General features: G+C 66.7%; 25 protein-coding genes. 11 read left to right on the top strand and 14 right to left on the bottom strand.

Features of this window, described 5'->3' with window-relative positions; translation table 11 throughout:
* Positions 1 to 21: 21 nt before the first annotated feature.
* The 3 genes from BLS34_RS23065 to BLS34_RS23055 all read right to left on the bottom strand — a co-directional run bounded on the left by BLS34_RS23065 (position 22) and on the right by BLS34_RS23055 (position 3,007).
* Complete coding sequence (locus BLS34_RS23065; RefSeq protein WP_093154224.1) at positions 22 to 1,509, bottom strand: FAD-linked oxidase C-terminal domain-containing protein; 1,488 nt, start codon at positions 1,507 to 1,509, stop codon at positions 22 to 24.
* A 238-nt stretch (positions 1,510 to 1,747) separates the two neighbouring features.
* Positions 1,748 to 1,873: a type B 50S ribosomal protein L36 gene (gene ykgO / locus BLS34_RS23060; RefSeq protein ID WP_028795082.1), complete on the bottom strand. Its 126-nt coding sequence runs from the start codon at positions 1,871 to 1,873 to the stop codon at positions 1,748 to 1,750.
* 87 nt (positions 1,874 to 1,960) lie between these two features.
* On the bottom strand, positions 1,961 to 3,007 hold the full coding sequence (locus BLS34_RS23055; protein WP_028795083.1) for a methyltransferase domain-containing protein: 1,047 nt from the start codon (positions 3,005 to 3,007) through the stop codon (positions 1,961 to 1,963).
* 73 nt (positions 3,008 to 3,080) lie between these two features.
* Here BLS34_RS23055 and BLS34_RS23050 point away from each other — a divergent pair, with 73 nt between their 5' ends.
* Positions 3,081 to 3,977 (top strand): DMT family transporter, encoded by an 897-nt coding sequence (locus BLS34_RS23050; RefSeq protein WP_093154221.1) that lies wholly within the window; start codon positions 3,081 to 3,083, stop codon positions 3,975 to 3,977.
* A complete protein-coding gene (locus tag BLS34_RS23045) occupies positions 3,974 to 4,816 on the top strand; it encodes an HpcH/HpaI aldolase/citrate lyase family protein (protein WP_093154219.1) in 843 nt (280 codons plus the stop codon). Before BLS34_RS23050 ends, BLS34_RS23045 begins: the two co-directional genes overlap by 4 nt.
* A 17-nt stretch (positions 4,817 to 4,833) precedes the next feature.
* Here the strand turns inward: BLS34_RS23045 and kynU are convergent, their stop codons facing one another.
* Positions 4,834 to 6,090 (bottom strand): kynureninase, encoded by a 1,257-nt coding sequence (gene kynU / locus BLS34_RS23040; RefSeq protein WP_093154216.1) that lies wholly within the window; start codon positions 6,088 to 6,090, stop codon positions 4,834 to 4,836.
* A gap of 120 nt (positions 6,091 to 6,210) precedes the next feature.
* Between kynU and aroQ the strand changes: the two genes are divergently transcribed.
* The 4 genes from aroQ (at position 6,211) to aat (ending at position 9,210) form a co-directional block, all read left to right on the top strand.
* A complete protein-coding gene (aroQ, locus tag BLS34_RS23035) occupies positions 6,211 to 6,663 on the top strand; it encodes a type II 3-dehydroquinate dehydratase (RefSeq protein WP_028795086.1) in 453 nt (150 codons plus the stop codon).
* A 13-nt stretch (positions 6,664 to 6,676) separates the two neighbouring features.
* Positions 6,677 to 7,117 (top strand): acetyl-CoA carboxylase biotin carboxyl carrier protein, encoded by a 441-nt coding sequence (accB, locus tag BLS34_RS23030; RefSeq protein ID WP_245702151.1) that lies wholly within the window; start codon positions 6,677 to 6,679, stop codon positions 7,115 to 7,117.
* Between the two features lie 30 nt (positions 7,118 to 7,147).
* Positions 7,148 to 8,488 carry an acetyl-CoA carboxylase biotin carboxylase subunit gene (gene accC / locus BLS34_RS23025; protein WP_093154211.1) on the top strand — a complete coding sequence of 447 codons (1,341 nt, stop codon included), beginning with the start codon at positions 7,148 to 7,150 and terminating at the stop codon, positions 8,486 to 8,488.
* 68 nt (positions 8,489 to 8,556) lie between these two features.
* Positions 8,557 to 9,210: a leucyl/phenylalanyl-tRNA--protein transferase gene (aat, locus tag BLS34_RS23020; RefSeq protein ID WP_093154209.1), complete on the top strand. Its 654-nt coding sequence runs from the start codon at positions 8,557 to 8,559 to the stop codon at positions 9,208 to 9,210.
* Here the strand turns inward: aat and BLS34_RS23015 are convergent.
* The 3 genes from BLS34_RS23015 to BLS34_RS23005 all read right to left on the bottom strand — a co-directional run bounded on the left by BLS34_RS23015 (position 9,138) and on the right by BLS34_RS23005 (position 10,563).
* Positions 9,138 to 9,611, bottom strand: coding sequence for a DUF2155 domain-containing protein (locus tag BLS34_RS23015; protein WP_245702142.1), 474 nt, complete (start codon positions 9,609 to 9,611; stop codon positions 9,138 to 9,140). The two genes, aat and BLS34_RS23015, sit on opposite strands and share 73 nt — an antisense overlap.
* A gap of 61 nt (positions 9,612 to 9,672) precedes the next feature.
* Complete coding sequence (gene mlaD / locus BLS34_RS23010) at positions 9,673 to 10,182, bottom strand: outer membrane lipid asymmetry maintenance protein MlaD (protein ID WP_028795091.1); 510 nt, start codon at positions 10,180 to 10,182, stop codon at positions 9,673 to 9,675.
* Between the two features lie 21 nt (positions 10,183 to 10,203).
* Complete coding sequence (locus tag BLS34_RS23005) at positions 10,204 to 10,563, bottom strand: NADH:ubiquinone oxidoreductase subunit NDUFA12 (RefSeq protein ID WP_028795092.1); 360 nt, start codon at positions 10,561 to 10,563, stop codon at positions 10,204 to 10,206.
* Positions 10,564 to 10,767: 204 nt separating this feature from the next.
* Between BLS34_RS23005 and BLS34_RS23000 the strand changes: the two genes are divergently transcribed.
* Positions 10,768 to 11,664, top strand: a complete 897-nt coding sequence (locus tag BLS34_RS23000) for a DMT family transporter (protein WP_084618955.1) — start codon at positions 10,768 to 10,770, stop codon at positions 11,662 to 11,664.
* 145 nt (positions 11,665 to 11,809) lie between these two features.
* Here BLS34_RS23000 and BLS34_RS22995 read toward each other — a convergent pair whose 3' ends face one another.
* The gene (locus BLS34_RS22995; protein ID WP_175474356.1) at positions 11,810 to 12,481 is read right to left on the bottom strand and encodes an RraA family protein; all 672 of its coding nucleotides are present in this window, start codon (positions 12,479 to 12,481) and stop codon (positions 11,810 to 11,812) included.
* A gap of 547 nt (positions 12,482 to 13,028) precedes the next feature.
* Here BLS34_RS22995 and BLS34_RS22990 point away from each other — a divergent pair.
* The gene (locus BLS34_RS22990; protein ID WP_093154204.1) at positions 13,029 to 16,799 is read left to right on the top strand and encodes a vitamin B12-dependent ribonucleotide reductase; all 3,771 of its coding nucleotides are present in this window, start codon (positions 13,029 to 13,031) and stop codon (positions 16,797 to 16,799) included.
* Positions 16,800 to 17,071: 272 nt separating this feature from the next.
* The gene (locus tag BLS34_RS22985; RefSeq protein WP_139189435.1) at positions 17,072 to 17,629 is read left to right on the top strand and encodes a hypothetical protein; all 558 of its coding nucleotides are present in this window, start codon (positions 17,072 to 17,074) and stop codon (positions 17,627 to 17,629) included.
* 97 nt (positions 17,630 to 17,726) lie between these two features.
* Here the strand turns inward: BLS34_RS22985 and BLS34_RS22980 are convergent, their stop codons facing one another.
* Positions 17,727 to 18,917: an MFS transporter gene (locus BLS34_RS22980; protein WP_028795097.1), complete on the bottom strand. Its 1,191-nt coding sequence runs from the start codon at positions 18,915 to 18,917 to the stop codon at positions 17,727 to 17,729.
* A 134-nt stretch (positions 18,918 to 19,051) separates the two neighbouring features.
* Between BLS34_RS22980 and BLS34_RS22975 the strand changes: the two genes are divergently transcribed.
* Entirely contained in the window at positions 19,052 to 19,972 is a 921-nt protein-coding gene (locus BLS34_RS22975; RefSeq protein WP_028795098.1) for an SMP-30/gluconolactonase/LRE family protein, read from the top strand.
* Between the two features lie 38 nt (positions 19,973 to 20,010).
* On the opposite strand, the gene hspQ is transcribed toward BLS34_RS22975, so the two are convergent.
* Complete coding sequence (gene hspQ, locus BLS34_RS26705) at positions 20,011 to 20,547, bottom strand: heat shock protein HspQ (protein WP_281241220.1); 537 nt, start codon at positions 20,545 to 20,547, stop codon at positions 20,011 to 20,013.
* Positions 20,548 to 20,743: 196 nt separating this feature from the next.
* Between hspQ and BLS34_RS22965 the strand changes: the two genes are divergently transcribed.
* Positions 20,744 to 21,715: a hypothetical protein gene (locus BLS34_RS22965; RefSeq protein ID WP_051244916.1), complete on the top strand. Its 972-nt coding sequence runs from the start codon at positions 20,744 to 20,746 to the stop codon at positions 21,713 to 21,715.
* Here BLS34_RS22965 and BLS34_RS22960 read toward each other — a convergent pair.
* From BLS34_RS22960 to BLS34_RS22945, 4 genes are all read right to left on the bottom strand, one after another.
* Complete coding sequence (locus tag BLS34_RS22960; protein ID WP_175474355.1) at positions 21,708 to 22,325, bottom strand: rhomboid family intramembrane serine protease; 618 nt, start codon at positions 22,323 to 22,325, stop codon at positions 21,708 to 21,710. The genes BLS34_RS22965 and BLS34_RS22960 overlap by 8 nt on opposite strands.
* Positions 22,326 to 22,409: 84 nt before the next feature.
* Positions 22,410 to 22,925 (bottom strand): acyloxyacyl hydrolase, encoded by a 516-nt coding sequence (locus tag BLS34_RS22955; protein WP_028795102.1) that lies wholly within the window; start codon positions 22,923 to 22,925, stop codon positions 22,410 to 22,412.
* A 103-nt stretch (positions 22,926 to 23,028) separates the two neighbouring features.
* A complete protein-coding gene (pip, locus tag BLS34_RS22950; protein WP_093154199.1) occupies positions 23,029 to 24,000 on the bottom strand; it encodes a prolyl aminopeptidase in 972 nt (323 codons plus the stop codon).
* Positions 23,997 to 24,980: a LysR substrate-binding domain-containing protein gene (locus tag BLS34_RS22945; RefSeq protein WP_093154196.1), complete on the bottom strand. Its 984-nt coding sequence runs from the start codon at positions 24,978 to 24,980 to the stop codon at positions 23,997 to 23,999. The genes pip and BLS34_RS22945 overlap by 4 nt, the downstream gene beginning before the upstream one ends.
* Positions 24,981 to 25,046 lie beyond the last annotated feature (66 nt).

The following is a 25,046-nucleotide window of genomic DNA, read 5'->3' as shown; positions in this document are numbered from 1 at the left end:
AAGCGCAGCACGAACAGCACCTCAGAACCGCGGGATGTCCGGGAACGGCAGCTGCCCCCGGTGGATGTGCATGCGGCCGAGCTCGGCGCAGCGGTGCAGGGTGGGGAACACCTTGCCCGGGTTCAGCAGGCCCTTGGGGTCCCAGGCGCATTTCACGCGCATCTGCTGGTTCAGGTCGGTCTCGCTGAACATCTCCGGCATCAGGTCGCGCTTCTCCACCCCGACCCCGTGCTCGCCGGTGAGCACGCCGCCCAGCTCGACACAGGCCTTCAGGATGTCGGCGCCGAACGCCTCCGCCCGGTCCAGTTCGCCCGGCTGGTTGGCGTCGAACAGGATCAGCGGGTGCAGGTTGCCGTCGCCCGCATGGAACACGTTGGCGACCCGCAGCCCGTATTTCTCGCTCATCCGGGTCATGCGGGTGAGGATCTCGGGAAGCTGGCGGCGCGGGATGGTGCCGTCCATGCACATGTAATCCGGCGAGATCCGCCCGACCGCCGGGAAGGCCGCCTTGCGCCCGGCCCAGAAGGCGTTGCGCTCCTCCTCGCTGTCGGACACCCGCAGCGTGGTGGAGCCGTTGGCCTCGGCGATCTCGCGCACCCGCTCGATCAGGGTGTCGACTTCCACTTCGGGGCCGTCCAGCTCGACGATCAGCAGCGCACCGGCCTCGCGCGGATAGCCGGCGTTCACGAAGTCCTCGGCGGCGTTGATCGCCGGATTGTCCATCATCTCCATGCCGCCGGGGATGATGCCCGCCCCGATGATCGCGGCCACGCAGGCCCCCGCCTGCTCGCTGGTCGGGAAGCCGAGCAGCAGGGCGCGCAGGGAGGCCGGCTTCTTCAGGATGCGCACGGTGACCTCGGTGACCACGGCGAGCAGCCCTTCGGAGCCGGTCATCAGGCCCATCAGGTCGTAGCCTTCGGAATCGAGATGCTTGCCGCCCAGGCGCATGATCTCGCCTTCCACCGTGACCATCTCGAGGCCGAGGATATTGTTGGTGGTCAGCCCGTATTTCAGGCAGTGCACGCCGCCGGAGTTCTCCGCCACGTTGCCGCCGATGGAGCAGGCTATCTGCGAGGACGGGTCGGGGGCGTAGTAGAAGCCCTCGTGCTGGACGGCGGTGGTGATGCCGAGATTGGTCACGCCGGGCTGGGCGGTGACGGTGCGGTTGTCGAAATCGATGTCCAGGATGCGGTTGAACTTGCCCAGCCCCAGCAGCACGCCGTCGGCCAGCGGCAGCGCGCCGCCGGACAGCGACGTGCCCGATCCGCGCGGCACCACCTTTACCCCGTTCTCGTGGCAGTACTTCAGAACGGCGGCGACCTGGGCCACGGTCTCCGGCAGCACGACGATCATCGGCACGGTGCGATAGGCGGTCAGGCCGTCGCTTTCATAGGGGCGCATCTCGCGGGTATCGGCGATCACCCCCTCGCCCGGCACGATCGCGCGCAGGGCGTCGACGATCTCCGAACGGCGCGCCAGGACCTCCTGGTCGGGCTCGGGCATCTGCATGGCAAGGCTCCCCGCCTGTTGAACAGGTCTTGGCGTCTATCTTGGCGCCTAACTTGCCGGAACGGGGCAGAAATTCAAGCCATGGCACCGTCAGGGCGCGCAATGGCCGGTCGGAACGCGAAAAGGCGGCTCGACGTTACCGTCGGCCGCCTGAAAGCGGGTATGCGGGGACCGCAGCGACGGGGCGCGCGGACCTCAGACCGAAGTGATCAGACCCGAAGGACCAAGCCCAGTCGGATCAACCCTGGCGCGCCTTGAAGCGCGGGTTGGTCTTGTTGATCACGTAGACACGGCCCTTGCGGCGGATAACCCGGCAGGCCTTGTGGCGCTTCTTCAGCGTCTTCAGCGAGTTCGCGACGCGCATTGGTCGTCTCCGGTGGTCGGCAGATTTCGAAGAGCGCGGAACCTACTGAGAAGCCGGAAGGCTGTCAACCGCGATATGCGGCGGTTTTCAGGACTCTCCCCGCTTCATCGCCAGAATCCGCACAAGCTGCAGTTCGCCCTTCTGCAGCAGGCTGGCCAGCCGGGACCAGTCCTCCGCCAGATCGACCAGCGCGGCCCGGGCGACGGGGGTTTCGGTCACCACCTTGTCGGCGTTCAAGGTTTCCACGAAGGCCGCGAAGTCATGGCGGATCCGATGCTCGTAGTCCTCCGATTCCTCCTTCACGAACCGGACATCGAAGGTCTGGTTCGCCAGGGCGACCTCGTACTGCTCCTTGGTCCACAGGGTCACGGGCTCGCCACGGTTCTGCAGCCACTTCATCAGGCGCTCCGACGGCGGCTTCTCGTCGGGCAGGACGAAGTCGCTCATCAGGAACTGGCCCCAGTCCTTCAAGGACTCGTAGATCTTCGCGATCAGGGCGACGCGGTCCTGGACGCAGTGCATGTTCTCGTTCGACAGCACCACGTCGAACTTCTTGCGCGGCAGCTCGACCGTCTCCGGATCGTAGAAGCTGGGACGGACCTGGTCGCCGGCCGGGATGGTGGGCAGCACCAAGCCGGAGATTTCGAACAGCGCCGGATTGCGCTCGTATCCGGTGACCCACACGCCGTATTTTCCGGCGATCGCCGCGTCCTCTCCCCCAAGCCTCATGGTCAGGTCGAGGACCGACTGCACCGGATCGAGGCCGAGGGATTTCGCCGCGTCGATGATCTGCTCGGCCCCGCCCGGGGTGACGAAGCCGCGGCCGAACACCCGCTGGGACACCTCCACCTTGGCCCTCGGCCAGACCGGGTCCGGCGCCACCTCCTCGAGGAATTCCAGGTCGCCGTCGTTGAGCCCCGACTCCGTGGCATGGCTCGCCATGAGGTCGTCGAAACTCATCATCTTGGGCAGTGCGATCGACGCCGGCATCGACGGATCGTCGGTGTCCTCACCGTCGGCCCCGGACTCGGGATCGCGATCCCGCCACTCGACATACTCGTCCGGGTCGTAGCCTTCCCACCAGGCCTTCAGACGTATGTGCCACGGGACCGTTATGGTACTTGCCTCGCTCACACTCGCGGGATACGGCTGGCTTCTGAGTGATCGGCTATCGTGATCAGAACCGCCGCACCGGAACAAATAATCCATGTCGACCGATTCCGCAGCCGATCCGGCAAAGGGCCTGACCCTTGCCGTCCTCGGCATACTGATCCTCACCCCGGACACCGTTCTGATGCGGATGGTCGGCGCGGATGCCTGGACCATTCTATTCTGGCGCGGGGTGTTAATGACAGTCGGTTATGTCGGACCGCTCGCCCTGCGCTACCGTGGCGGGTGTCTGGCGGCGGTGGCGGCCGTCGGGTCGCGGGGTGCGCTGGTGACGGTGCTCTTCGCCATCAACACGATCCTGTTCGTCGTCGCGGTGTCCACGACCACCGTCGCGAACACCCTGGTGATCATGTCCGCCGCCCCGCTCTTCGCCGCGGTTATCGGCCGGGTGTGTCTTGGCGAACGACCGCCCGCACGGACCTGGATCGCCATCGGCGTCGCCATTCTGGGGATCCTGGTGATCGTGGGCGACGGGCTGTCGGTCGGGACCTGGGTCGGCGACCTCATCGCCCTGGCCGCGGCGATCGCGCTCGGCGGGCATTTCGTGCTGGTCCGCTCCGCCCGTCCGGTGGACATGATGCCGGCGGTCGGCCTGTCCGGCCTGCTGGTCGCCGCGGTGTCGCTCATCGTCGCCGACAGCCTCGCCCTCTCGCCGGTGCAGTTCGGCTGGATGGCCCTGCTCGGTCTCCTGATCCTGCCGGTGTCGTTCGGCCTGCTGACCCTGGCGCCGATCTATCTGTCGGCGGCGGAGGTCGGGCTGGTGGTGCTGCTGGAGACCGTGCTCGGCCCGTTATGGGTCTGGCTGGTCATGGGCGAGGAGCCGAGCACCAACGCGCTGATCGGCGGCGCCATCGTCATCGCCGCGCTGGTAATGAACTTCGCGCTGAAGCGACGTAGTCTGCCCGCCGACACGCACCCGGAGGCTTCCCGATGACCACGATCCGTCCGCGACGCAGCTTCATCTTCGCGCCCGGCAACAAGCCGGACATGTTCCCCAAGGCCATGGGGACCGGCGCGGACATCATGTGCATCGACCTGGAGGACGCGATCGCGCCCCAGCACAAGGAACCGGCCCGCACCGCCACCCTCGACTGGTTCGCCACCGCCGAGTTGGACGACGCGGTGGAGTGCATGGTGCGGATCAACCCGCCGCGCACACCGGAGGGCATGAAGGATGTGCAGGCGATCCTCGACTCGGCCAAGGCGCCGCCGGCGCTGATGCTGGCCAAGGTGAAATCACCGGCCGAGGTGATCGCCCTGGACGAGCTGTTCGACGAGTTCAAGATCGCCTCCCGCCTGCAGGTCATCATCGAGACCAACGAGGCGCTGGAGGCGGCCTGGGAGATCGCCCGCTGCTCGACGCGGATCGACGCGATCTTCTTCGGGGGCGTCGACATGGCCGCCGACCTGCGCTGCGAATACACCTGGGAGGCGCTGCTCTACGCCCGCTCGCGGGTCGTGCACGCGGCGGCCGGCGCGGGGGTCGACGTAATCGACGTGCCGTTCCTCGACCTGAACGACATGGACGGCATGCGCCGCGAGGCCGAGGCCGCAAGGGCACTCGGTTTCTGCGGCAAGGGATCCATTCATCCCAAGCAGGTGCCCGTCCTGAACGAGATCTTCAGCCCCAGCGAGGCGGAGATCGCCCATGCCCGACGCATCGTCGACGCGTTCGAGCAGGGCGACAGCGGCCTCGTGGTGATCGACGGCAAGCTGATCGAGAAGCCGGTCCTGCGCAGCATGTACCGGGTGCTGGCCCGGGCCGGGCTCTAAGCGACCCGGCCGGGTGCTCAGGTGACCGAGGCGCGCTCGCGATAGACCTCGGCCAGGTGCTCGCCGCCGTCCAGCACGGCCCGCAGACGGGCGATGGCGTGCCAGACATCCTCATACCGCTGATAGAGCGGCGCGAAGCCGAAACGCATCACGTCGGGATCGCGGAAATCGCCGACCACGCCGCGGGCGATCAGCGCCTGCACGATTCCGTAGCCGTCGGGATGGGCGAAGGAGACCTGGCTGCCCCGGATCCAGGGCGGCGTGAGTCCGGCCGCGCGCGGCGAGATCAGCCGGAAGCCGGCATCGTCGCATTCCTGCTCCACCAGCTGGATGAAGAGATCGCCGAGCGCCACCGACTTCGCGCGGATCGCCGTCATGTCGGCCTCCAGCATCAGGTCGAGCGCCGCCTCGAAGGCGACCAGCCCGAGCACGCCCGGCGAGGAGCAGACATGGCGGCGGATGCCGTCGGCCGGGCGGTACTCCAGATCGAAGTTGAAGGGCCGGTCATGGCCGAGCCAGCCGGTCAGCGGCTGGTGCGCGGCCTCCTGGTGGCGCCTGGCCACGAACATCCAGGCGGGACCGCCCGGCCCGGCATTCAGGTACTTGTAGGAGCAGCCGACCGCGAAATCCGCCGCCGTCCCGTTCAGATCGACCGGGAACGCGCCGGCCGAATGGGCGAGATCCCAAAGGGTCAGAGCCCCGGCGGCATGGGCCGCGCGGGTCACCGCGCCCATGTCGAACACCGCGCCGGTCTTGAAGTTGGTCTCCGTCAGCATGACCACGGCGACGGTGTCGTCGATGGCATCCTCGATCTCGGTTTCCGGCACCAGACGAAGTTCGTGACCGGCGCCCAACTGCCGGATCAGTCCCTGGGCCATGTAGAGGTCGGTCGGGAAGTTCTCCGCATTGGACAGGATCACGGTGCGCTCCGGCCGCATGGCGAGCGCCGCCGAGAGCAGCTTGAAGACGTTGATCGAGGTGGTGTCGACCACCGCCACCTCACCTGCCGCCGCGCCCACGAGTCGGGCCAGCCGGTCGCCCAGGACCAGCGGCTTCTCCATCCAGCCGTCCTTCAGCCAGCCGCCGATCAGATGCCGCCCCCATTCCTCGTGCAGCATGGCCGACACCCGCTCCGGCACGGCCTTGGGCAGGGCGCCGAGCGAGTTGCCGTCGAGGTAGATCACCCCATCGGGAAGGACGAATCGCTCCCGGAATCCGGCCAGGGGATCGTCGGAGTCGAGGGCTCGAACGGTATCGAGAGTCACGCGGGTCATGAGGCCTGCCAGTGGTTCTGCCGGAGATTGCCGGGGGTTTCCCCCTTGGGAGCGGCGCCACCGTTGCGCACGCATTGCGCCATGGTATAACCCCGCCCAAGTAAACGAGAGGCGTTTTCAGTGGCTGAACGGCCCGACATCCTGGTCCTGAACGGACCGAACCTGAACATGCTTGGCGTCCGCGAGCCGACGATCTACGGCAGCGACACGCTGACCGATATCGAGGCGATGTGCCAGGAGCGCGGCGAGGCCCTCGGCCTCGGCGTCGATTTCCGGCAATCGAACTTCGAAGGCGAGCTGGTGACGATCATCCAGCAGGCCCGCGACAGTCACGACGGCATCATCCTGAACGCCGGCGCCTATACCCACACCTCGGTCGCCATCCGTGACGCGCTTTCGGTCGCGGAACTGCCGGCGATCGAGCTTCACCTGTCGAACACCTACCGGCGCGAGGAGTTCCGCCACCATTCCTATCTCTCGGGTGTGGTGGACGGGATCATCGCCGGCTTCGGCGCCCGGGGCTATGTCCTGGCGCTGGAAGCCATGGCGGGCCTGGTCGGGGCCGACGAATAAGGAAGAAATTGCCGTGAGCAAGGATCTGGACGAAGCGCTGGTCCGCAAACTGGCGGGCCTGTTGGAAGAAACCGGGCTGGGCGAGATCGAATACGCCACGGGCGATCTGCGGATCCGCATCGCCAAACCGACGGTCAACGCCACCTATGCCGCGCCGATGCCGACGGCAGCGCCCGTAGCCGCGGCGCCCGCAGCCCCGGCGGCCGCGCCGGCAGAGGACGGGGAAGTCGTGCCCTCCCCCATGGTCGGCACGGCCTACATCGCGCCGGAGCCCGGCGCCGCCGCCTTCGCGCCGGTCGGGTCGACCGTGCGCAAGGGCCAGACGATCATGATCGTCGAGGCGATGAAGACCATGAACCCGATCCCCGCCCCGCGCGACGGCAAGATCAAGTCCGTCCATGTCGAGAACGGGCAGCCGGTGGAATTTGGCCAGCCCCTGCTGGTCCTCGAATAATCCGCCGACCGGCGCGAAGAGAGGTCCAGCGTGTTCAATAAGGTCCTGATCGCCAATCGTGGGGACGTGGCGCTCCGCATCCACCGTGCCTGCCGCGAGATGGGCATCAAGACGGTGGCCGTCCACTCCACCGCGGATGCCGACGCGATGCATGTCCGGCTCGCCGACGAGAGCGTATGCATCGGCCCGCCGCCGGCCCGCGACAGCTATCTCAACATCCCGGCGATCCTGTCGGCCGCCGCCGTCACCCATGCGGACGCGATTCACCCGGGCGTCGGCTTCCTGTCGGAGAACGCCGCCTTCGCGGAGATCGTCGAGGCCCACGGCATCACCTTCATCGGTCCGTCGCCCAGCCATATCCAGTCGATGGGCGACAAGATCACCGCCAAGCGGACGATGATCGAGCTCGGCATCCCCTGCGTGCCTGGCTCCAAAGGCCCGGTGGAGGGTCTGGACGCCGCGCGGGCCGAGGCCGCGCACATCGGTTATCCGGTGCTGATCAAGGCCGCCGCCGGCGGTGGCGGTCGTGGTATGAAGGTGGCCGAGGGTCCCGAGAACCTGGACGAGGCCTACACAATGGCCCGCCGGGAGAGCGCCGCGGCCTTCGGCAACGACTCGGTCTACATGGAGCGCTATCTCGGCCGTCCGCGGCATATCGAGATCCAGATCGCCGCCGACAGCCACGGCAACGTCATCCATCTGGGCGAACGCGACTGTTCGATCCAGCGCCGCCACCAGAAGGTGATCGAGGAGGCCCCGTCCCCGGCGCTCACCCAGGCCGAGCGCGAGGCGATCGGCAAGCGCGCCGTCGAGGCGATCCAGAAGATGGGGTACCGCAGTCTCGGCACCCTGGAATTCCTTTACGAGAACGGCGAGTTCTTCTTCATCGAGATGAACACCCGCCTGCAGGTCGAGCACCCGATCACCGAAGCGATCACCGGGGTCGATCTGGTGCGCATGCAGATCGAGATCGCTGCCGGCCGCCCCCTGGGCATGGAGCAGAAGGACGTGACCTTCACCGGCCATGCCATCGAATGCCGCATCACCGCAGAGGACCCGCGCACGTTCCAGCCGCGGCCGGGCCGGATCGACGACTATCACCAGCCCGGCGGCCTCGGCGTGCGCGTGGACAGCGCGCTGTATGCAGGCTACAGCGTGCCGCCGCACTACGACAGCCTGGTGGCCAAGCTCATCGTCCATGGCCGCAACCGCGAGGAATGCCTGATGCGGACCGAGCGGGCGCTGGGCGAATACGTGATCGGCGGCATCCCCACCACGATTCCCCTGCACGCGGAGCTGATGCGCGCGCCGGTGTTCCGCAGCGGCGACTACCATATCCGCTGGCTGGAATCCGATTATCTGAAATCCTGAGAGGAGCCCGTTGCCGTCGTCCCGGGGAGTGTTAGGATTCCAGGGTGTCAGGCGATCGGATGGATCGGATGTCCGAGCTGCAACCGGAACTGCTGCTACAGGCCTACGCCGTCGGCGTGTTCCCCATGGCCGAAGGGCGCAACGACCCGCGCCTGTTCTTCGTCGATCCCGACAACCGCGGGATCCTGCCGCTAGACGGCTTCCACATCTCCCGCAGCCTGCGCAAGACGGTCCGCCGGCGCCGGTTCGAGGTGGTGTGGGACCGGGATTTCGAAGCCACGATCGACGGCTGCGCCGAAGCGACCCGACGGCGGCCCGACACCTGGATCAATCCGGAGATCCGGCGGCTGTACCTCGCGCTCTACGCCCGCGGCCATGCCCATTCGGTGGAAGCCTGGAAGGACGGCAAGCTGGTCGGCGGTCTCTACGGGGTTCGGCTGGGCGGCGCGTTCTTCGGCGAGAGCATGTTCAGCCGGGCCACCGATGCCTCGAAGGTGGCGCTGGTCCACCTGGTGGCGAAGCTGAAGGCTTGCGGCTTCACCCTGCTCGACACCCAGTTCATCACCGATCACCTCACCCGCTTCGGGGCGATGGAGATCCCGCGCGACGCGTATCGTCAGCAGCTCGCCACGGCGATCGCCGCCCCGGTTCAGTTCGATCCGGCGGCGGACGACTGGCCTTCGGTGGAAGCGCTTTTGCAGGACGCGACCCAGACGTCGTAGACTGGGTGCTCGACCGCGTTCAGGCCGGGGCTCGAGGCGAACATCCAGCCGCTGAACAGTTCGCGCGGCGGCTCGTCCGGCGGCTGATCCTCCACATGAACGAAGGCGGCACTTTCCGGCGGCAGGGTCGGCGGCAGGTCCTGGCAGGTCTCGACGCGGATATTGAAGGTGCCGAAGCGGACGGTCTGGCCGACCGGGACCTCGAAGCGTGAGATCCGCGCCGTCACCTTGTCGAGCCCCTGCAGCACCGCGATCTCATGCTGGCGCCAGTCCTCCGCCGCCGCGCTCTGGGCCAGAGCGGTCTGGGCGAAGGCGATCGAGGCCAGGACCAGAAGGCCGCACCCCGCACCGACGCGCGCCAAACAGTTCAACAAGGTCGACCGGTCCATATCCGAGGCCATCGCAGATTTCATCGAATCCCAGGATGTCAGGGGATTATGTCCGATAGACGGCGAAACCGGGTCAATTAGTCCCGGGAGCAGCCCCCATCGGTGCCGAGGACCCGGATCCGGACCCCGACCCGGAACCAGAACTGCCAGCCTGGAACATGAACCGGCTCAGCATCTGGATGAAGTCCACCGCGTCCTGGGTGAGCTCGATCCGCTCGCCCGGCGCCAGCATCTTCTCATCGGCCCCCGGCACGAGATCCACGAAATTGCCGCCCAGCAGCCCCTCGCTCGAAACCGCCGCGCTGGAATCGATCGGCAGTTGGATCGACTCGTCGATGCTCAGCGTGACCTCGGCGAGGTAGGTCTGAGGATCCAGCACCTGCTTCGACACGGTGCCGACCTTGATGCCGGACATGCGCACGTCGCTGCCCGGCTTCAGGCTGCCCACCGTGGTGAAGCGGGCGGTCACCTCGTAGCCGCCGCCGGTGCTGAATTCCGACGACGCATACGCGTAGAACAGGAACAGTCCGGCCACGGCCAGGACAAGCGCCCCCATCAACGTCTCGATTACGCCTCTAGTCACGGTAACCCCCGTCCTTCCGGATCACGCCGGTGTCCAGGGCTCATAGTCACCCGTCGCCTTGTCGCGCTTGCCGCCTTCCAGAACATGGCCCGGCGGGCGGTAGGCGTAGGGCGTGCCGGTCAGATTGGGCTGGTGTTCCTTCTGCCAGGCGAACTGGCGCAGCTCGGTGCCGTCCGGCACCATATCGGTGCCGTGGTGCAGCCAGTGGTGCCATTCCGGCGGAACCTTGGAGGCTTCGGCAAGGCCCTTGTACATGCACCACCGCATCTCGTGGCCGTCCCGCAGGACGCCGCGACGGTGGACATAGTACTTGTTCCCGTAGGCGTCCTCGCCCACGAGCTTGCCGTTCATCCAGGTAAAGAGTTTCGTTCCGACGTCCATTCTCCGACCCCGAAGAGACTGCTGAATCGCGGGCGACTATGTCATCGGAGACCCCGATCGTCCAGTCGGGAGCGCGGGCCGCCGAGCGGACCGGCGCACGCACCGGCGAAGGGGGGCTTCGGACCGAACAACCGGCGTCCCCGGATCGCGCTATCGGCCGCCTGCGCAGTTGCGCCCCGCCTCGCCCGGGCGTATCAGCCGGACATGACGAACGCTCCAGCCTCTTCAGGCGAGTCCCTTGCCACCGGTTATCTCCTCATCGCCCTTGTGGCGGTGTTCTTCGGCATCGCGCCGAGTTTCGGCAAGCTCGCGTTCGACGGCGGAGCCGGGCCGGTCACGCTGCAACTCGGCCGCTTCGTCCTGGCGGTCGGAGTGCTGTGGGTGATCGTCAGGGTCGGGGGCATTGCCCGGCCTGTGCCGCGCCGGATCTGGGGGCTGCTGGCGGCGCTGATCGCCACCACCGCCCTCGCCTCGTTCGGCTACATGACCAGCGTCAGTCTGATCCCGGTGCCGCTGGCGAGCCTTACCTTCTTCGTCTTCCCGCTGATGGTCGGGCCGCTGTCGCATCTGGCCGGGCACGAGCGGATGACGCCGCTGCGGATGGTGGCCCTGGTGCTGGGTTTCGCCGGGCTGGCGCTGCTGCTCGGCGCCGACCTGAAGGATGCCGACCCGCTGGGCGTGGGCATGGCCTTCGGTGCGGGGACCTGCGTGGCGATCAGCTTCCTGCTGACCCGCCAGCTGTCGGGCAGCCTGCGCCCCCTGCACATCACCGCGATCGTGACCACCGGTTGTCTGGTGATCTTCGCCGCCACCACGGCGGTTGAGGGGGTGAAGCTGCCGACCGGTCAGCTTGCCTGGCTCGGGTTCATGGTCAACGTGCTGTGCTACGTGGTCGGGCTGTCGTCGCTCTACGGGGCGATCGCGCTGCTCGGCTCGGTGCGGGTCGCGGTGGTCGGCAATATGGAGCCGGTGGTCAGCGTGGTGACCGCCGCCCTGCTGCTCGGCCAGTTCCTGGGACCGTGGCAGATGCTCGGCGCGCTCGTCGTACTGGCAGGCATCCTGCTCATGCAGGTGGAGCGTATCCGCCGGCCGATGGGTTGACGGCGAGCGGCCGGGTCCCGGGCCGTCCCCGGATCAGGTCCGGGGCCGCCCGGGCTGACGGGGAGAATATAAAAAATAGTCGTCGTCCCGACCGCTACGGGACCTGATCCGGGAGCGGGCCGGGACCCAGCGATCCAGACGTCCCTCACCCCGCCGCGGCGGTCGGCTCAGGCACGGCCACACCGATGATCTCGGCCGTCGTGATGCCGGAACGCACCTTGGCGATCATGTCGGCTTCCTTGGCCACATGGGCCTCGCCCTTCGCCAGGACCTCGTCGCACAGCGCCCGCGGCACCACGCAGATGCCGTCATCGTCGCCCAGCACAAGGTCGCCCGGCGCCACCACCACGCCGCCGCAGGCGATCGGCGTGTCGATCTCGCCGCCGAACCCCTTGTGCGGGCCGCGCGGGGTGGCGCCGGCCGCGTAGACCGGGATGCCGAGCTTGCGCAGGCTGGCGACATCGCGCACCGCCCCGTCGAGCACGATCCCGGCGCAGCCCTGCGCCTTGGCGCATTCGGCGATGATCTCGCCGATGATGGCGACCTCGCCGGCGCCGCCCGCGGTCACCACCAGGATCTCGCCCGGCTGGATCAGCGGCAGGGCGGCGTGCACCGCGCCGTTATCGCCCGCCATCACCGAGATCGTGCGGGCATGTCCCACCATGGTGTAGCCCTCGGCGATCGGCGACACCGTGGCGTCCATGCAGCGGTCGCGGTTCATGCTGTCGCCGGCGACCGCCGGCGGCACGGCGCGCCAGCGCTCCAGGGTCGCGGCATCCCGGGGGGTGTAGCTCAGCGCACGGCGCAGGATCGCCATGGTTTCCTCCGACATATTGTTACGGGCAGGTGACTGGTCCGGGCATCCTAACGGCCGCCGCAGCGGGTCGGGAAGCCAGGGATTCCGCGGCTCCGGCGGAACTGTGGATAACTTGGCACCGCCCACCACATCTAGATTTTGCAATAATGTTTCACACAAAATCTATTGCACCTGAGCGCCCCCTCCCGCATGCTTTCTCGTGGCGCGGGGGTCTGCTGACGGAGACTTGGACCTTCCTGCCGACCGGAGGCGAATTCGGCACGGACGTCGTCTCTTATAGAAATCGCAAATCGATTGCGGCGAAAGTCTTACCTGGACTTTCGGGCGAAGTATTCTGACTTCGCCGATACTTGTTGCGCTGCAGCAACACACCAAACTAACTCATCAAACTGTGAAATTTCTCGTTGCCGATCCACTACTAGATCGAGTAGTTTTTGCGTCGTCGGCACACAAGATATGGGTCGGCACGGGCGGGGGACGCTCTGATGCGTATATGGGGCCCGGCGAGACAATCCGGCAGGACAACACCCAAGGCAGGAGCTAAGGCATGAGGATCGAACGGCGCTTCACGACGGCGGGCAAAGACGCCTTCGACGGCATCGATTTCCGGATGACGACCAGCGAAATCCGGAACCCGGACGGCTCCGTGGTGTTCCGCCGCGACGACATGGAAGTGCCGAGCGACTGGTCCCAGGTCGCCAGCGACATTCTGGCCCAGAAGTATTTTCGCAAGGCCGGCATCCCGGCCGTGCGCAAGAAGGTGAAGGAAAAGGACGTGCCGGCCTGGCTGTGGCGCGAGACGCCGGACGAGGAGAAGCTCGCCGCCCTGCCGGCCGAAGAGCGCACCACCGGCGAGAACAGCGCCAAGCAGGTGTTCAACCGGCTCGCCGGCACCTGGACCTACTGGGGCTGGAAGGGCGGTTACTTCGACACCGAAGAGGACGCCCGCGCCTATTACGACGAGATGTGCGCGATGCTGGCCCGCCAGATGGCCGCGCCGAACTCGCCGCAGTGGTTCAACACCGGCCTGCACTGGGCCTACGGCATCGACGGCCCGGCCCAGGGCCACCACTATGTCGACTTCAAGACCGGCAAGCTGACCCGCTCGAAGTCCGCCTACGAGCACCCGCAGCCCCATGCCTGCTTCATCCAGGGCGTCCAGGACGACCTGGTGAACGACGGCGGCATCATGGACCTGTGGGTCCGCGAGGCGCGGCTGTTCAAGTACGGCTCCGGCACCGGCTCCAACTTCTCCCGCCTGCGCGGCGAGAGCGAGCCGCTGGCCGGCGGCGGCAAGTCCTCGGGCCTGATGAGCTTCCTGAAGATCGGCGACCGGGCCGCCGGCGCCATCAAGTCGGGCGGCACCACCCGCCGGGCCGCCAAGATGGTCACCGTCGACATCGACCATCCGGATATCGTCCAGTACATCGAGTGGAAGGCGATCGAGGAGCAGAAGGTCGCGGCATTGGTCGCCGGCTCCAAACTGGCCGCCCGCACCATGAAGGGCATCATGGCCGCCTGCGTCGATGCCCGCGAGACCCTGGGCGACGACGCGTTCGAGCCGACCGCCAATCCCGAGCTGAAGGCAGCGATCAAGGCCGCCAAAAACGCGATGATCCCGCTGAGCTATGTGCAGCGCGTCATCCAGTTCGCGCGCCAGGGCTTCACCGAGATCGATTTCCGCACCTACGACACCGACTGGGACAGCGAGGCCTACCTCACCGTCTCCGGCCAGAACTCCAACAACTCGGTCCGCGTCAGCGACGACTTCCTGCGCGCCGTTGAGGCCGACGACGACTGGAACCTGATCCGCCGCACCGACGGCAAGATCAGCGCCACCCTGCGCGCCAAGGACCTGTGGGAGAAGATCGCCGAAGCCGCGTGGCAGAGTGCGGATCCGGGCCTGCAGTACGACACCACCATCAACGACTGGCACACCTGCCCGGCCGGCGGCCGCATCAACGCGTCCAACCCGTGCTCGGAGTACATGTTCCTCGACGACACCGCCTGCAATCTGGCGTCGATGAACCTGATGCAGTTCCAGAACGCCGACGGCACGTTCAACGTCGCCGACTTCAGCCACGCCTCGCGGCTGTGGACCGTCACCCTGGAAATCTCCGTGCTGATGGCGCAGTTCCCGTCGAAGGAGATCGCTCAGCTCTCCTACGACTACCGCACCCTCGGCCTCGGCTACGCCAATATCGGCGGTCTGCTGATGGGCATGGGCCTGCCGTATGACAGCGACACCGGTCGGGCCTTGTGCGGGGCGATCACCGCGCTGATGACCGGCGTGGCCTACGCCACCTCCGCGGAGATGGCTGGCGAGCTCGGCGCCTTCCCGGAATACACAGCCAACGCCGACAACATGCTGCGGGTGATCCGCAACCATCGCCGCGCGGCCCATGGCGAGTCCGCCGGCTACGAGGAGCTGTCCATCGCGCCGGTGCCGCTCGACGTCGCCAACTGCCCGCAGGCCGATCTGGTCACCGCGGCCCAGGCCGCCTGGACCGACGCCCTGGCACTCGGCGAGAAGAACGGCTTCCGCAACGCCCAGTCCACCGTGATCGCGCCGACCGGCACGATCGGGCTGGTCATGGACTGCGACACCACCGGCATCGAGCCCGACTTCGCGATCGTGAAGTTCAAGAAGCTGGCCGGGGGCGGCTACTTCAAGATCATCAACCGCGTCGTGCCGGACGCCCTGCGGACGCTGGGCTATGGCGACGGCCAGATCGAGGACATCGTGCGCTACGCGGTCGGCCACGGCACCCTGAAGGGCGCGCCGGCCCTGGGCCACGCCGCCCTGACCGAGAAGGGCTTCGGCGCCGAGCAGATCGGCGCGCTGGAGCAGGCGGTGGTGTCGGCCTTCGACATCAAGTTCGCCTTCAACAAATGGACGCTGGGCGAGGCCTTCTGCAAGGACGTGCTCGGTTTCACCGACGCGCAGCTCAACGACATCTCCTTCGACATGCTGGCCGAGCTGGGTTTCGCGCGGTCGGAGATCGAGGCCGCCAACACCTATGTCTGCGGAGCGATGACGTTGGAAGGCGCGCCGCACCTGAAGGACGAGCACCTGCCGGTGTTCGACTGCGCCAACCCGTGCGGCCGCATCGGCAAGCGCTACCTGTCGGCGGAGAGCCACATCCGCATGATGGCGGCCGCCCAGCCGTTCATCTCGGGGGCGATCTCCAAGACCATCAACATGCCGAACGGCGCGTCGGTGGAGGACTGCAAGGACGCCTACATGCTGTCCTGGCGCCTCGGTCTGAAGGCCAACGCCCTGTACCGCGACGGCTCCAAGCTCAGCCAGCCGCTCTCCGCCTCGGTGTTCGACTTCGAGGATGAGGACGAGGCCGACGAGTTCGCCGCCCAGCCGACCGCGCAGAAGGTCGAGGTGGTCGCCGAGCGCATCGTCGAGAAGGTGGTCGAGAAGATCGTCGAGAAGCGGGCCGAGCGCGAGCGCCTGCCCCAGCGCCGCAAGGGTTACACCCAGAAGGCGGTCGTCGGCGGCCACAAGGTCTACCTGCGCACCGGCGAGTACGAGGACGGCAAGCTCGGCGAGATCTTCATCGACATGCACAAGGAGGGCGCCGCCTTCCGCTCGCTGATGAACAACTTCGCCATCGCGGTGTCCATCGGCCTGCAGTACGGCGTGCCGCTCGAGGAGTATGTCGACGCCTTCACCTTCACCCGCTTCGAGCCGCAGGGTCTGGTCCAGGGCAACGACGCCATCAAGATGGCGACGTCCATTCTCGACTACATGTTCCGCGAACTGGCGATCTCCTATCTCGACCGCCACGACCTGGCCCATGTGGAGCAGGAGGACCTGACCCCGGATACGGTGGGCGACGGCCAGGGCGAGGAGTACGACGCCGCCAAGGCCAGCGCGATCCTGCAGAAGGTCACCGGTTTCGCCAGCCGCGGCTTCGCACGGACCGACGTGCGGGCCAATCTGGAGGTCATCACCGGCGGGCTGAACGAGCTGCGGGCGACGGGCACCGATGCCGCCGCGCCGGCTCCGACCGCCCAGGCGCCCGCGACCCAGGCGCCCGTGGCGCAGACGACAGCCACCCAGACGGTCGCGTCGGCGCCTCTGTCGGGCGGCGGCGTGGCCGTGGCCGAACGGACGACCACCCGGTCGACCGCCGTCGGCGGTGCGGTCAAGAGTGCCGTCGACGCCAAGCTGTCGGCGATCCGCGAGGCCCGGATCAAGGGCTACGAGGGCGAAAGCTGCGGCGAGTGCGGCAACTTCACCCTGGTGCGCAACGGCACCTGCCTGAAGTGCGACACCTGCGGCGGCACCAGCGGCTGCAGCTGAGGCTGGGACCGGAGTTTTCCGGCCTCACCAAGAACACGAAGGGGAAGGTGTGACGCCTTCCCCTTTTTCTTTAGTAAAATTGTTTGGAAACCGATAAAGATCGCCGCCAATTTTATTGAACTGACCGATCGGTTACATACGTATTTTTCTTAACGCTAACGGAATATTAACGGTTACCCTCCAGTTTACAGATGCAGTGTTGTCACTGCGGGTTCCGAATCCGGCGACTGAACCGGACGGAACGATGAGGAGGAAACCTGGCCGTGTTCGGCATGGGTAAAAAGGACGGCGACGCCGACAAGGAAGAGGCGGAACGCAAGAAAATCGAGGCCACGATGGTCTCGATCGATTCCGGTTTCGAACACCTTCGTCATCACGCCGAAGCCGGCAATACGGACCGCAGCGAAGCCGCGGCCAAGCGGCTTGTTGAATCGCTGAAGAACCCGAAGCTGCCGGCTCCCTATTCGAAGGACCGCCGAAACGCGGTGGATGCGTTCCTGCTCCACGCCTACATGAAAGCCACCGCCCTCGCCTGCAAGGGCGCGATCGATGCCGGCATGTCCGACGATATCGAGAAGCGCACCGAGATGATCAAGAAGGCGCGGGAGTACCTCGCCGGCGCCGTCAAGTACAAGGCGCCGCCGGACTTCAAGAAGCAGTGCGACCGCATGCTGGAGGTCGCCACCTTCAGCGGCGGCGTCAAGGCGAAGGGTCCGACCAAGGCCAAGCCGCTGGACACCGCGCCCAAGGTCAAGGACCGCGCCAAGTCCTTCGATCCCGATGGCAAGAAAGACGATAAGCCGGTCATCCCCCAGAATCTGAAGACTTAGAGCCAGATCCGACCATATTGAACCGCGTCATGCTTCAATATGGTCGGTGAGTTTATCTCCAAAGCAAGAAGCTCGAACATACCGCCCGGCGACGGGATCACCCCGTGATTCCGTCACCAGCCGCAGGCTGTTCGCTGATGAAGCGTGTGCGCACGGCCGCCGCTGCGGCCGTGGCAAGGCCGGCGGTACCGAGGAACATCGGCGTCATGCCGACCGTACTGGAGACAAATCCGGCCGCAACCGGGCCCAGGACGCAGCCCGCGGCGACAGCCAGCAGGACCGCGGTGAAACTCTGCGACGGGAGGGTGGGAAACAGTCGGTCCGACCAGAACGCCAGGACGGCACTCATCATCATCACGTTGACGCCCTGCAGACCGGCCGAAAGCACGACACCCGGCCAGACCGTCGGCACCAGGGCGAGGAGACCGAAAGACAGGGCGGACGCCAGCATGAGGAGCCGTAGCAGCCAAGGCAGACCGATCGCGGCCTTCAACCGACCGGAGTACAGGCCGCTGAGGCCGAACAGTCCGTAACACAGGAAAATGAGCCCGCCGGACGCGCCCGCCTGCAGATCCGGCAATCCGCCCGCCTGGGCGACGCCATCGGCTGCGAACGAGATGTAGATCGCCGAGGTGATGCCATAGCAGAGGGCAAGGGCAAAGATCGGCGCGGCCGAGGGCTGTAGCAGCACGCTCCATCGCTGCACGGGGTCCGGGCCCGGCGTTCCGGCGACATCCCGCAGGGACCGCCAATTGAGAAGCAGGGCAAGCACGCTGCCGAGGGCGAACGCCACCCAGCATTGGCGCCAAGACAGACCGCTCATGCTCATGACAAGCGCCGCAATCCCCGCAACGGCAATTCCGAAGCCTGTGCCGCTGCTCACCGAGGAAAGCGCTCCCGGCCGCCAACCGTCCTCGACCGACCGGTGAACCGCGTTGTTGAAGGGCGTCCAGGAAAACCCGGCGCTCGACATCGCCAGCACCACCCCAACGCACAAGGTCTGCCAGTTCGGCGCGGCCGCTGCCACCGCGATACCGGCAGTCGCCGCAGCCAGTCCTGCTGCGACCGGCAGCCGAGGTCCGATCCGATTGGTCATGACCTGCGAGGCCAGCAGACCCGCGAAGAAGCCGAGAAAACCCAGGCTGGAGACCACGCCAGCAACATGGGTGGAGATTGCAAACGCCGACTTCAACTGCGGCAGAAACAGCCCGAAACCCATTCGGGCCGGGCCATAGGTGATGGCGGTCGCGGCGAAGCCGGCGGCGGATAATCTGACGAACGGGGTCATGCGAACCCGACCGGCCGGGCGGGCCCGAAATGCCACTCGCCGGCATTCTTTTTCTGACTCGACCGCTCATCGGCGCTGCCGACCCCGCGATCACGGCTTTCCTGGTCGGTACATTCTGAACTAGCCTGCCGGCCATGAGCTTGTTCGCCCCGCCCGTCGATATCGACGCCCGCCTCTTCGCCCGCTTCCCCGACCGCCTTCGCAAGGACACCGGCTCCAGCTGGGCCAAGGGCAACCGCCCGGGCATGGCCACCGAGTGCTTCCTGGAGGGGCCGAGCTTCGACCGCGACGGCAACCTGTGGCTGGTCGACATCCCCAACGGACGCATCCTGAGGCTCTCCGCCGACGGTAAGGACTGGGATGTGGTGACCGAATATGACGGTTGGCCGAACGGGCTGAAGTTCCACGCCGACGGCCGCGCCTTCATCGCCGACTACCGCAAGGGCGTCCTGGCACTCGACCCGACGACCGGCGTGATCGAGACCGTTGTCGGGGACCGCTATTCCGAAGGGCTGATCGGCGTCAACGATCTGCACTTCGCCGCCAATGGCGACCTCTACTTCACCGATCAGGGACAGACCGGCCTCCACGATCCCCGCGGCCGGGTGTTCCGGCTCACCGCCGGCGGCCGGCTCGACAAGCTGTTGGACAATGCCCCCTCGCCGAACGGCCTGGTTCTGACCCCGCAGGAGAACTGGCTTTACGTGGCGATGACCCGGGCCAACGCGATCTGGCGGCTGCCGTTCATGCCGGACGGCCACGTCTCCAAGGTCGGACAGTTCATCCAGCTGTCCGGCGGCCACGGTCCCGACGGGCTGGCGATAGACGAGACCGGCGGCCTGGTCGTCGCCCATTTCGGCCTCGGCTCGGTCTGGCATTTCTCGCCGCTTGGCGAGCCGCTGCACCGCATCCGCTCCCCGCTCGGTCTCGGCACGACGAATATCGCGTTCGGCGGACCGGACCGGCGGACGCTGTTCATCACCGAAAGCGAGAGCGGATCTATCCTCGCGGCCGACCTGCCGGTCGCGGGCGCACCGATCTATGGATTGTCCTAACGCCGTCATACGGGCCGGGTCGCAAGCCTCCGGGCGCCTCAGGCGTTGATCTGGCGCATCACGTAGCGCCCGTCGCCACTGGTGCTGAACATCTCGCCGATCTGCGGATGATCGACCGGCCCGTTGGACGCGTCGTCGATCAGATTCTGCTCGGAGACATAGGCGATGTAGTAGCTCTGCGGATTCTCCGCGAACAGATGATAAAATGGCTGATCGCGCTTCGGCCGGCGGTCTTCCGGGATGGAGTTGTACCATTCCTCGGTATTCGAAAACTCCGGGTCGATATCGAACACGACGCCGCGAAAATCGAAATGCCGGTGCTTGACCACGGCGCCGATCGGAAATTTGGGCTCAACGATTTTCATAGTCCTGCCCGATTCTGAAGAGGTTGATTTCCATACTAATATATTTGGCCAATGGCGGCCCGAGAGCAAGGGCGGGCCTGAAATCCGCCGTATCCTGCGGCCCTGTCCCGCAACCCCATCCTGCCACCATGTCCCGCCCGCGCCGCCGAGGCCGAGGGAGTGACATACACCGCCGGCACGAACACGCAAGGGGAAGGCCGCGCGGCGCATATGCCGCCCCTACACGTGGATTGACCGCGAAATCGCAGGGTAAAACGGAATTCGGCTTATCTTGGGTAAACCGGAGTGCGTTTTCACCTTGAGCAATCGCAGGTAGCGCATCATGGTTTGTCCCGCCGAAGCGGAACCCTAGGGCAAAGACATTCTAGACGACCTCTCAGATCTCGACCGGGACTCCCTGCACATCATGCCGCTGCGCATCGTGCCCCTGCGCCTGCCAGGCCTGGCGCGTGCCCGGCTGATCAAATCGGCGCAGCTGAATTCCGAACTCGAGCTGTTCCACGACCACAGCACCGGGGCCGGTCTCATCCAGATCAAGGCCCTGCCGGACTTCATCGGCGCCGACGAGGAAGACCTCAAGGCCGACATGGCGGTGCTCTATGAGTTGGCCGAACTGAACAGTTTCGACGTCTTCTCGCTCCGCAACTCCCTGCGCGATCTGAAGATCGACGTCCGGCACACCACCGATCTGACCCTGTCGCCGACGATGGAGGCACGCCTCACCGACTACATGAAGTCGTTCACCCGCCCGTTGGTGGTCAACGTCTTCGGCGCCAACACTGACAATGTCAGCAATTCCGGCCAGATCATCGAGATGTTCACCAATGTCGACCGCAAGGTCGCGCTGAAGAACATGCAGAAGATCGCCGCGATGATGAACATCACGGTCGCCGACATCCCCGACTTCCTGGAGAAATACGGCGACATCTATCTGTCGCTTTCCTATTTCCGGCGCTGCCTGGACGAGATCGTCCCGAAATTCGACCAGCTCACCGACTGGATGGACGAGATGCGCGGCACCATGCTGCGGGAGAACCATCAGCTGATGGAAAGATGCGAGGCCGTGCGTGGCGGTCTCAACGAGTTGCTGGGCTCGGTGACCGGCCGGTTCGAGTCCTTCGACCGCAACTCACAGAGCTTCTGGGACAATATCTCCATGGAGAGCTTCCAGAAGCTGCACGCCCTGATCATCAGCCACCACGAGACCATCGGCGGCGTGCTCTGCGGCCTGACGGTCAAGCTGGACGCCTGGGAGACCAAGTTCCCGCACCATACCGGCAGCCCGCACAAGCGGGCCGAGTTCGTTCAGTCGGACCTGGCGCCCGGCCTGGACAAGCTGCTCAAGCTGGAACACTCCGCGCCCTCCACCATCATGTAGCCGCCGGCCGGCCGCCGGCCAGCAGCGCCCCGACCACGAAGCCTGTGCCATGGGCCAGGAAGGCGACCGGCTCGCCCGCCGCGAAGGCCAGCCCGGCGACCTGGGCGATCAGCCAGACACCGATCACCGGCAGCGCCGGCACCGCCCGCAGGCGGGGGCGCCCGCCGCCCGGCCAGGGAATATGGATCCGGCCGCGTGGATCCAGTCGAAGCACGCCGCCCATCAGCCCGGCCGCCCCGGCGCTGGCCCCCAGGATCGGCGCGGTCGACCCCGGCGCGGCGGCCGCCTCCACCGCCAGGCCGGCGACCCCGGACAGCAGGAAGACCGCCAGGGTCCGCACTCCCCCGGCGCGGCGCTCCACCAGAATGCCCGCGAGCAGGATGGCGACGACATTGCCCAGCAGGTGTAACCACCCGCCATGCAGAAACTGGGCGGTCACGAGCGTTGCGATTGGCGGCACGCCCTCGATCTCCGGCGGGCGCAGGCGCAGGCCGAACAGATCCGCGGGCGTCAGCGCGTAGCCGCTGATCAGGACCAGGTCGCCATAGACGTCCAGGCCGGTCTGCCACAGATAGACGACCGACAGTCCCAGACACAGCAGAACGGTCACGACCGGCAGCGAGGGCTTTGGCTCGGGCGGGACCTGGGGCCGCGGTCGAAAGGGGATGGGATCCGGCATGCGGCCTGGCGCAGCCTACTCCCCGAAGACGGCGTCGAACGGCACCGAATAGAACAGCACCAGCGATTCCACGCCTGGATTGCGCTCGCCGATGCCGGCATTGGAGATGTGGGTGAAGGACAGGCCGACACGGGAGTAGTCGTCGAACCGGTAGGCGACCTCCAGGCCCGATCGGAACTCGATCGCGTGCCCCAGATCCTTGCCGTCGCCATTGCCGTACAGCCCGGCGGCGAAGGTCGGCGTCGCCACCCACCGGTTGCCGAAGAACACGTCCAGCGCGATCCCGGCATAGCCGTAGGTCGCCGCGTCGGAGGTGGCGGTCAGCCCGACGAAGGGCGTGAACCAGAGCAGCTTGTTCTTCTCGGAGAACCGGTATTCGAAGCGGGCCTCGGCGGCGGCCTGATCGTCGAACAGGTCGTAGTAGCCGGCACCGACGGTCAGGAAGTCGGGCTCCTCCGCCCGGGCTTGGCCCACGGCCCCGAGCCACAGGGCGACGGCGAGGATCAGGGCAGTGGCGAGAGGCTGGCGCAACGATCGTCTCCCAGGCTGCGAAAAATCCGCGCGCGGCGGAAAAATTCATTGGATATCGGCATCATAGAGAGCCTGCCCGCCGCTTCAAGCGGCGATACTCCGCTCAACCGACGCGAACCGGCTGGCGCAGGGTCGTCTTGAACCGCTCGGTCGCCCGGACCAGGGCGCGGCGCACTCCCGGCTCCATCGCCGCATGGCCGGCATCGGGCACGTAGACCAGCTCCGCGCCCGCCCACGCACGGGCCAGCGCGTGGGCGCTCTCCGGCGGACAGATCACATCGTAGCGTCCCTGGACGATGGTCGCGGGAAGATGTCGGATCCGCTCGACGCCGGCCAGCAGACCGCCGTCCGGCAGGAACATGTCGTTGAGGAAGTAGTGGGCCTCGATCCGCGCCAGATTCAGCGCGTGGTTCGGATCCTCCGCGGACCAGATCTGCTCGGGTTCGGGGAGCAGCGAGGAGCAGGCCTTCTCGTAGCGCGCCCAATGCCTGGCGGCCGGCAGGTGTTCCTTGGGATCGGGATCGGTCAGCCGCCGGTGATAGGCCCGCAGCAGGTCGGCGCGTTCGGCGGCGGGGATGAACTCGGCGAAGCTCCGCCAGACCTCGGGGAAGAACCCGCGCATGCCGTTCATGAACCAGTCGATCTCGTTCCGCCGGCCGAGGAAGACGCCGCGCAGCACGAACCCGAGGCACCGATCCGGGTGGGCCTGACCATAAGCCAGCGCCAGAGTGGAGCCCCACGACCCGCCGAAGACCAGCCATGCCTCGATGTCGAGATGCTGACGCAGGCGCTCCATATCGGCGATCAGGTGCGGCGTCGTGTTGGCCTCGATCCCGGCGCGGGGTGTCGAGCGCCCGGCACCGCGCTGGTCGAACAGGATGATGCGGTAGGCCCGGGGATCGAAGAACCGGCGCTGGGTCGGCGAGGTTCCGGATCCCGGCCCGCCATGCAGGAAGACGACGGGAATGCCCTCACGGGCGCCGCTCTCCTCCCAGTAGATCGTGTGGCCGTCGCCGACCTCGAGGAAGCCGTTTCGCCGAGAAGCAATTTCCGGAAACAGTTCGTCGCGGATCACGGCCGTCCTCCCTTCTGAACTGCCCGGTTATCCGCTTCCGCCCGGCCATTGTCAAAACCCTCGATGCGCGCGCCCTCGATCGGGATCGCACCCGGCGGCGACGCGCGGCGCAGCAGGGCCAGCAGGCTGCGGACATCGTCGTCTTCCGTCCGGCTGCGCCGCCAGGCCAGCGCCACGGTGCGCCCGATCCGGGGATCGCTGAACGGCCGGTAGCGGATGAGACCGCCCAGCGTGTCGTCCGTCGCCGTCTCCGGAATGAGGCTGAAGCCGGTGCCGGCGGCGACGATCGCCTTCAGGGTCTCCAGGCTCATGGCCGTCTGCCGCGGCCGGATGCCCGCGGCGGAGCAGATCGACAGGGTCTGATCCCGCAGGCAGTGGCCCTCCTCCAGCAGAACCGCGCCCTGCATATCCAGGGCGGCCAGGTTCGCCGGACCGGCGGGCAAGGGGTCGCCCGCCGCCTCGGCCAGGTGAAACCGCTCGCGGTAGCAGGGCTCGATCACCAGGCCCTCATCGGCAACGGGCGGGGAGAGGATGACCGCGTCCAGGGCCCCCTCGCGCAGCCGGTCGATGAGATGGCCGGTCAGTCCTTCCTCGATGATCAGATCGAGATCCGGATGCTCCCGGCGCAGCGGACCGAGCACGTGACGGAAGAGATAGGGACCGATTGTCGCAATCGCTCCGATCACGAAGCGTCCGGACAGGGGATTGCCGCTGGCCGGCGCGGTGGACAGGAAGTGCTCGGCGGCCGCGATCGTCTGCCGCGCGCGATCGACCGCGACGGCGCCGCGACGGGTGAGCAAGACCGTGCGGCTGGTCCGCTCGAAGACCCGGAAACCAAGGAGTTCCTCGACCTTGCGGACACCGGCCGAAAGCGACGGCTGGCTGACATGGCAGGCTTCCGCCGCCCGGCCGAAATGCCCGTGCTCGGACACCGCCACCAGATACTCGAGTTCGCGCAAACTCAGACCGTTGGTACTCATAGCTTTAAACTATCACACCGGTGGGATTTATTGATTAGCGGATCGTTCTTGAGCTCCCATATCAAC

The sequence above is a fragment of the Thalassobaculum litoreum DSM 18839 genome (assembly GCF_900102465.1).
Lineage (GTDB): Bacteria > Pseudomonadota > Alphaproteobacteria > Thalassobaculales > Thalassobaculaceae > Thalassobaculum > Thalassobaculum litoreum.
This window is presented reverse-complemented; position numbering and strand designations above follow the sequence as displayed.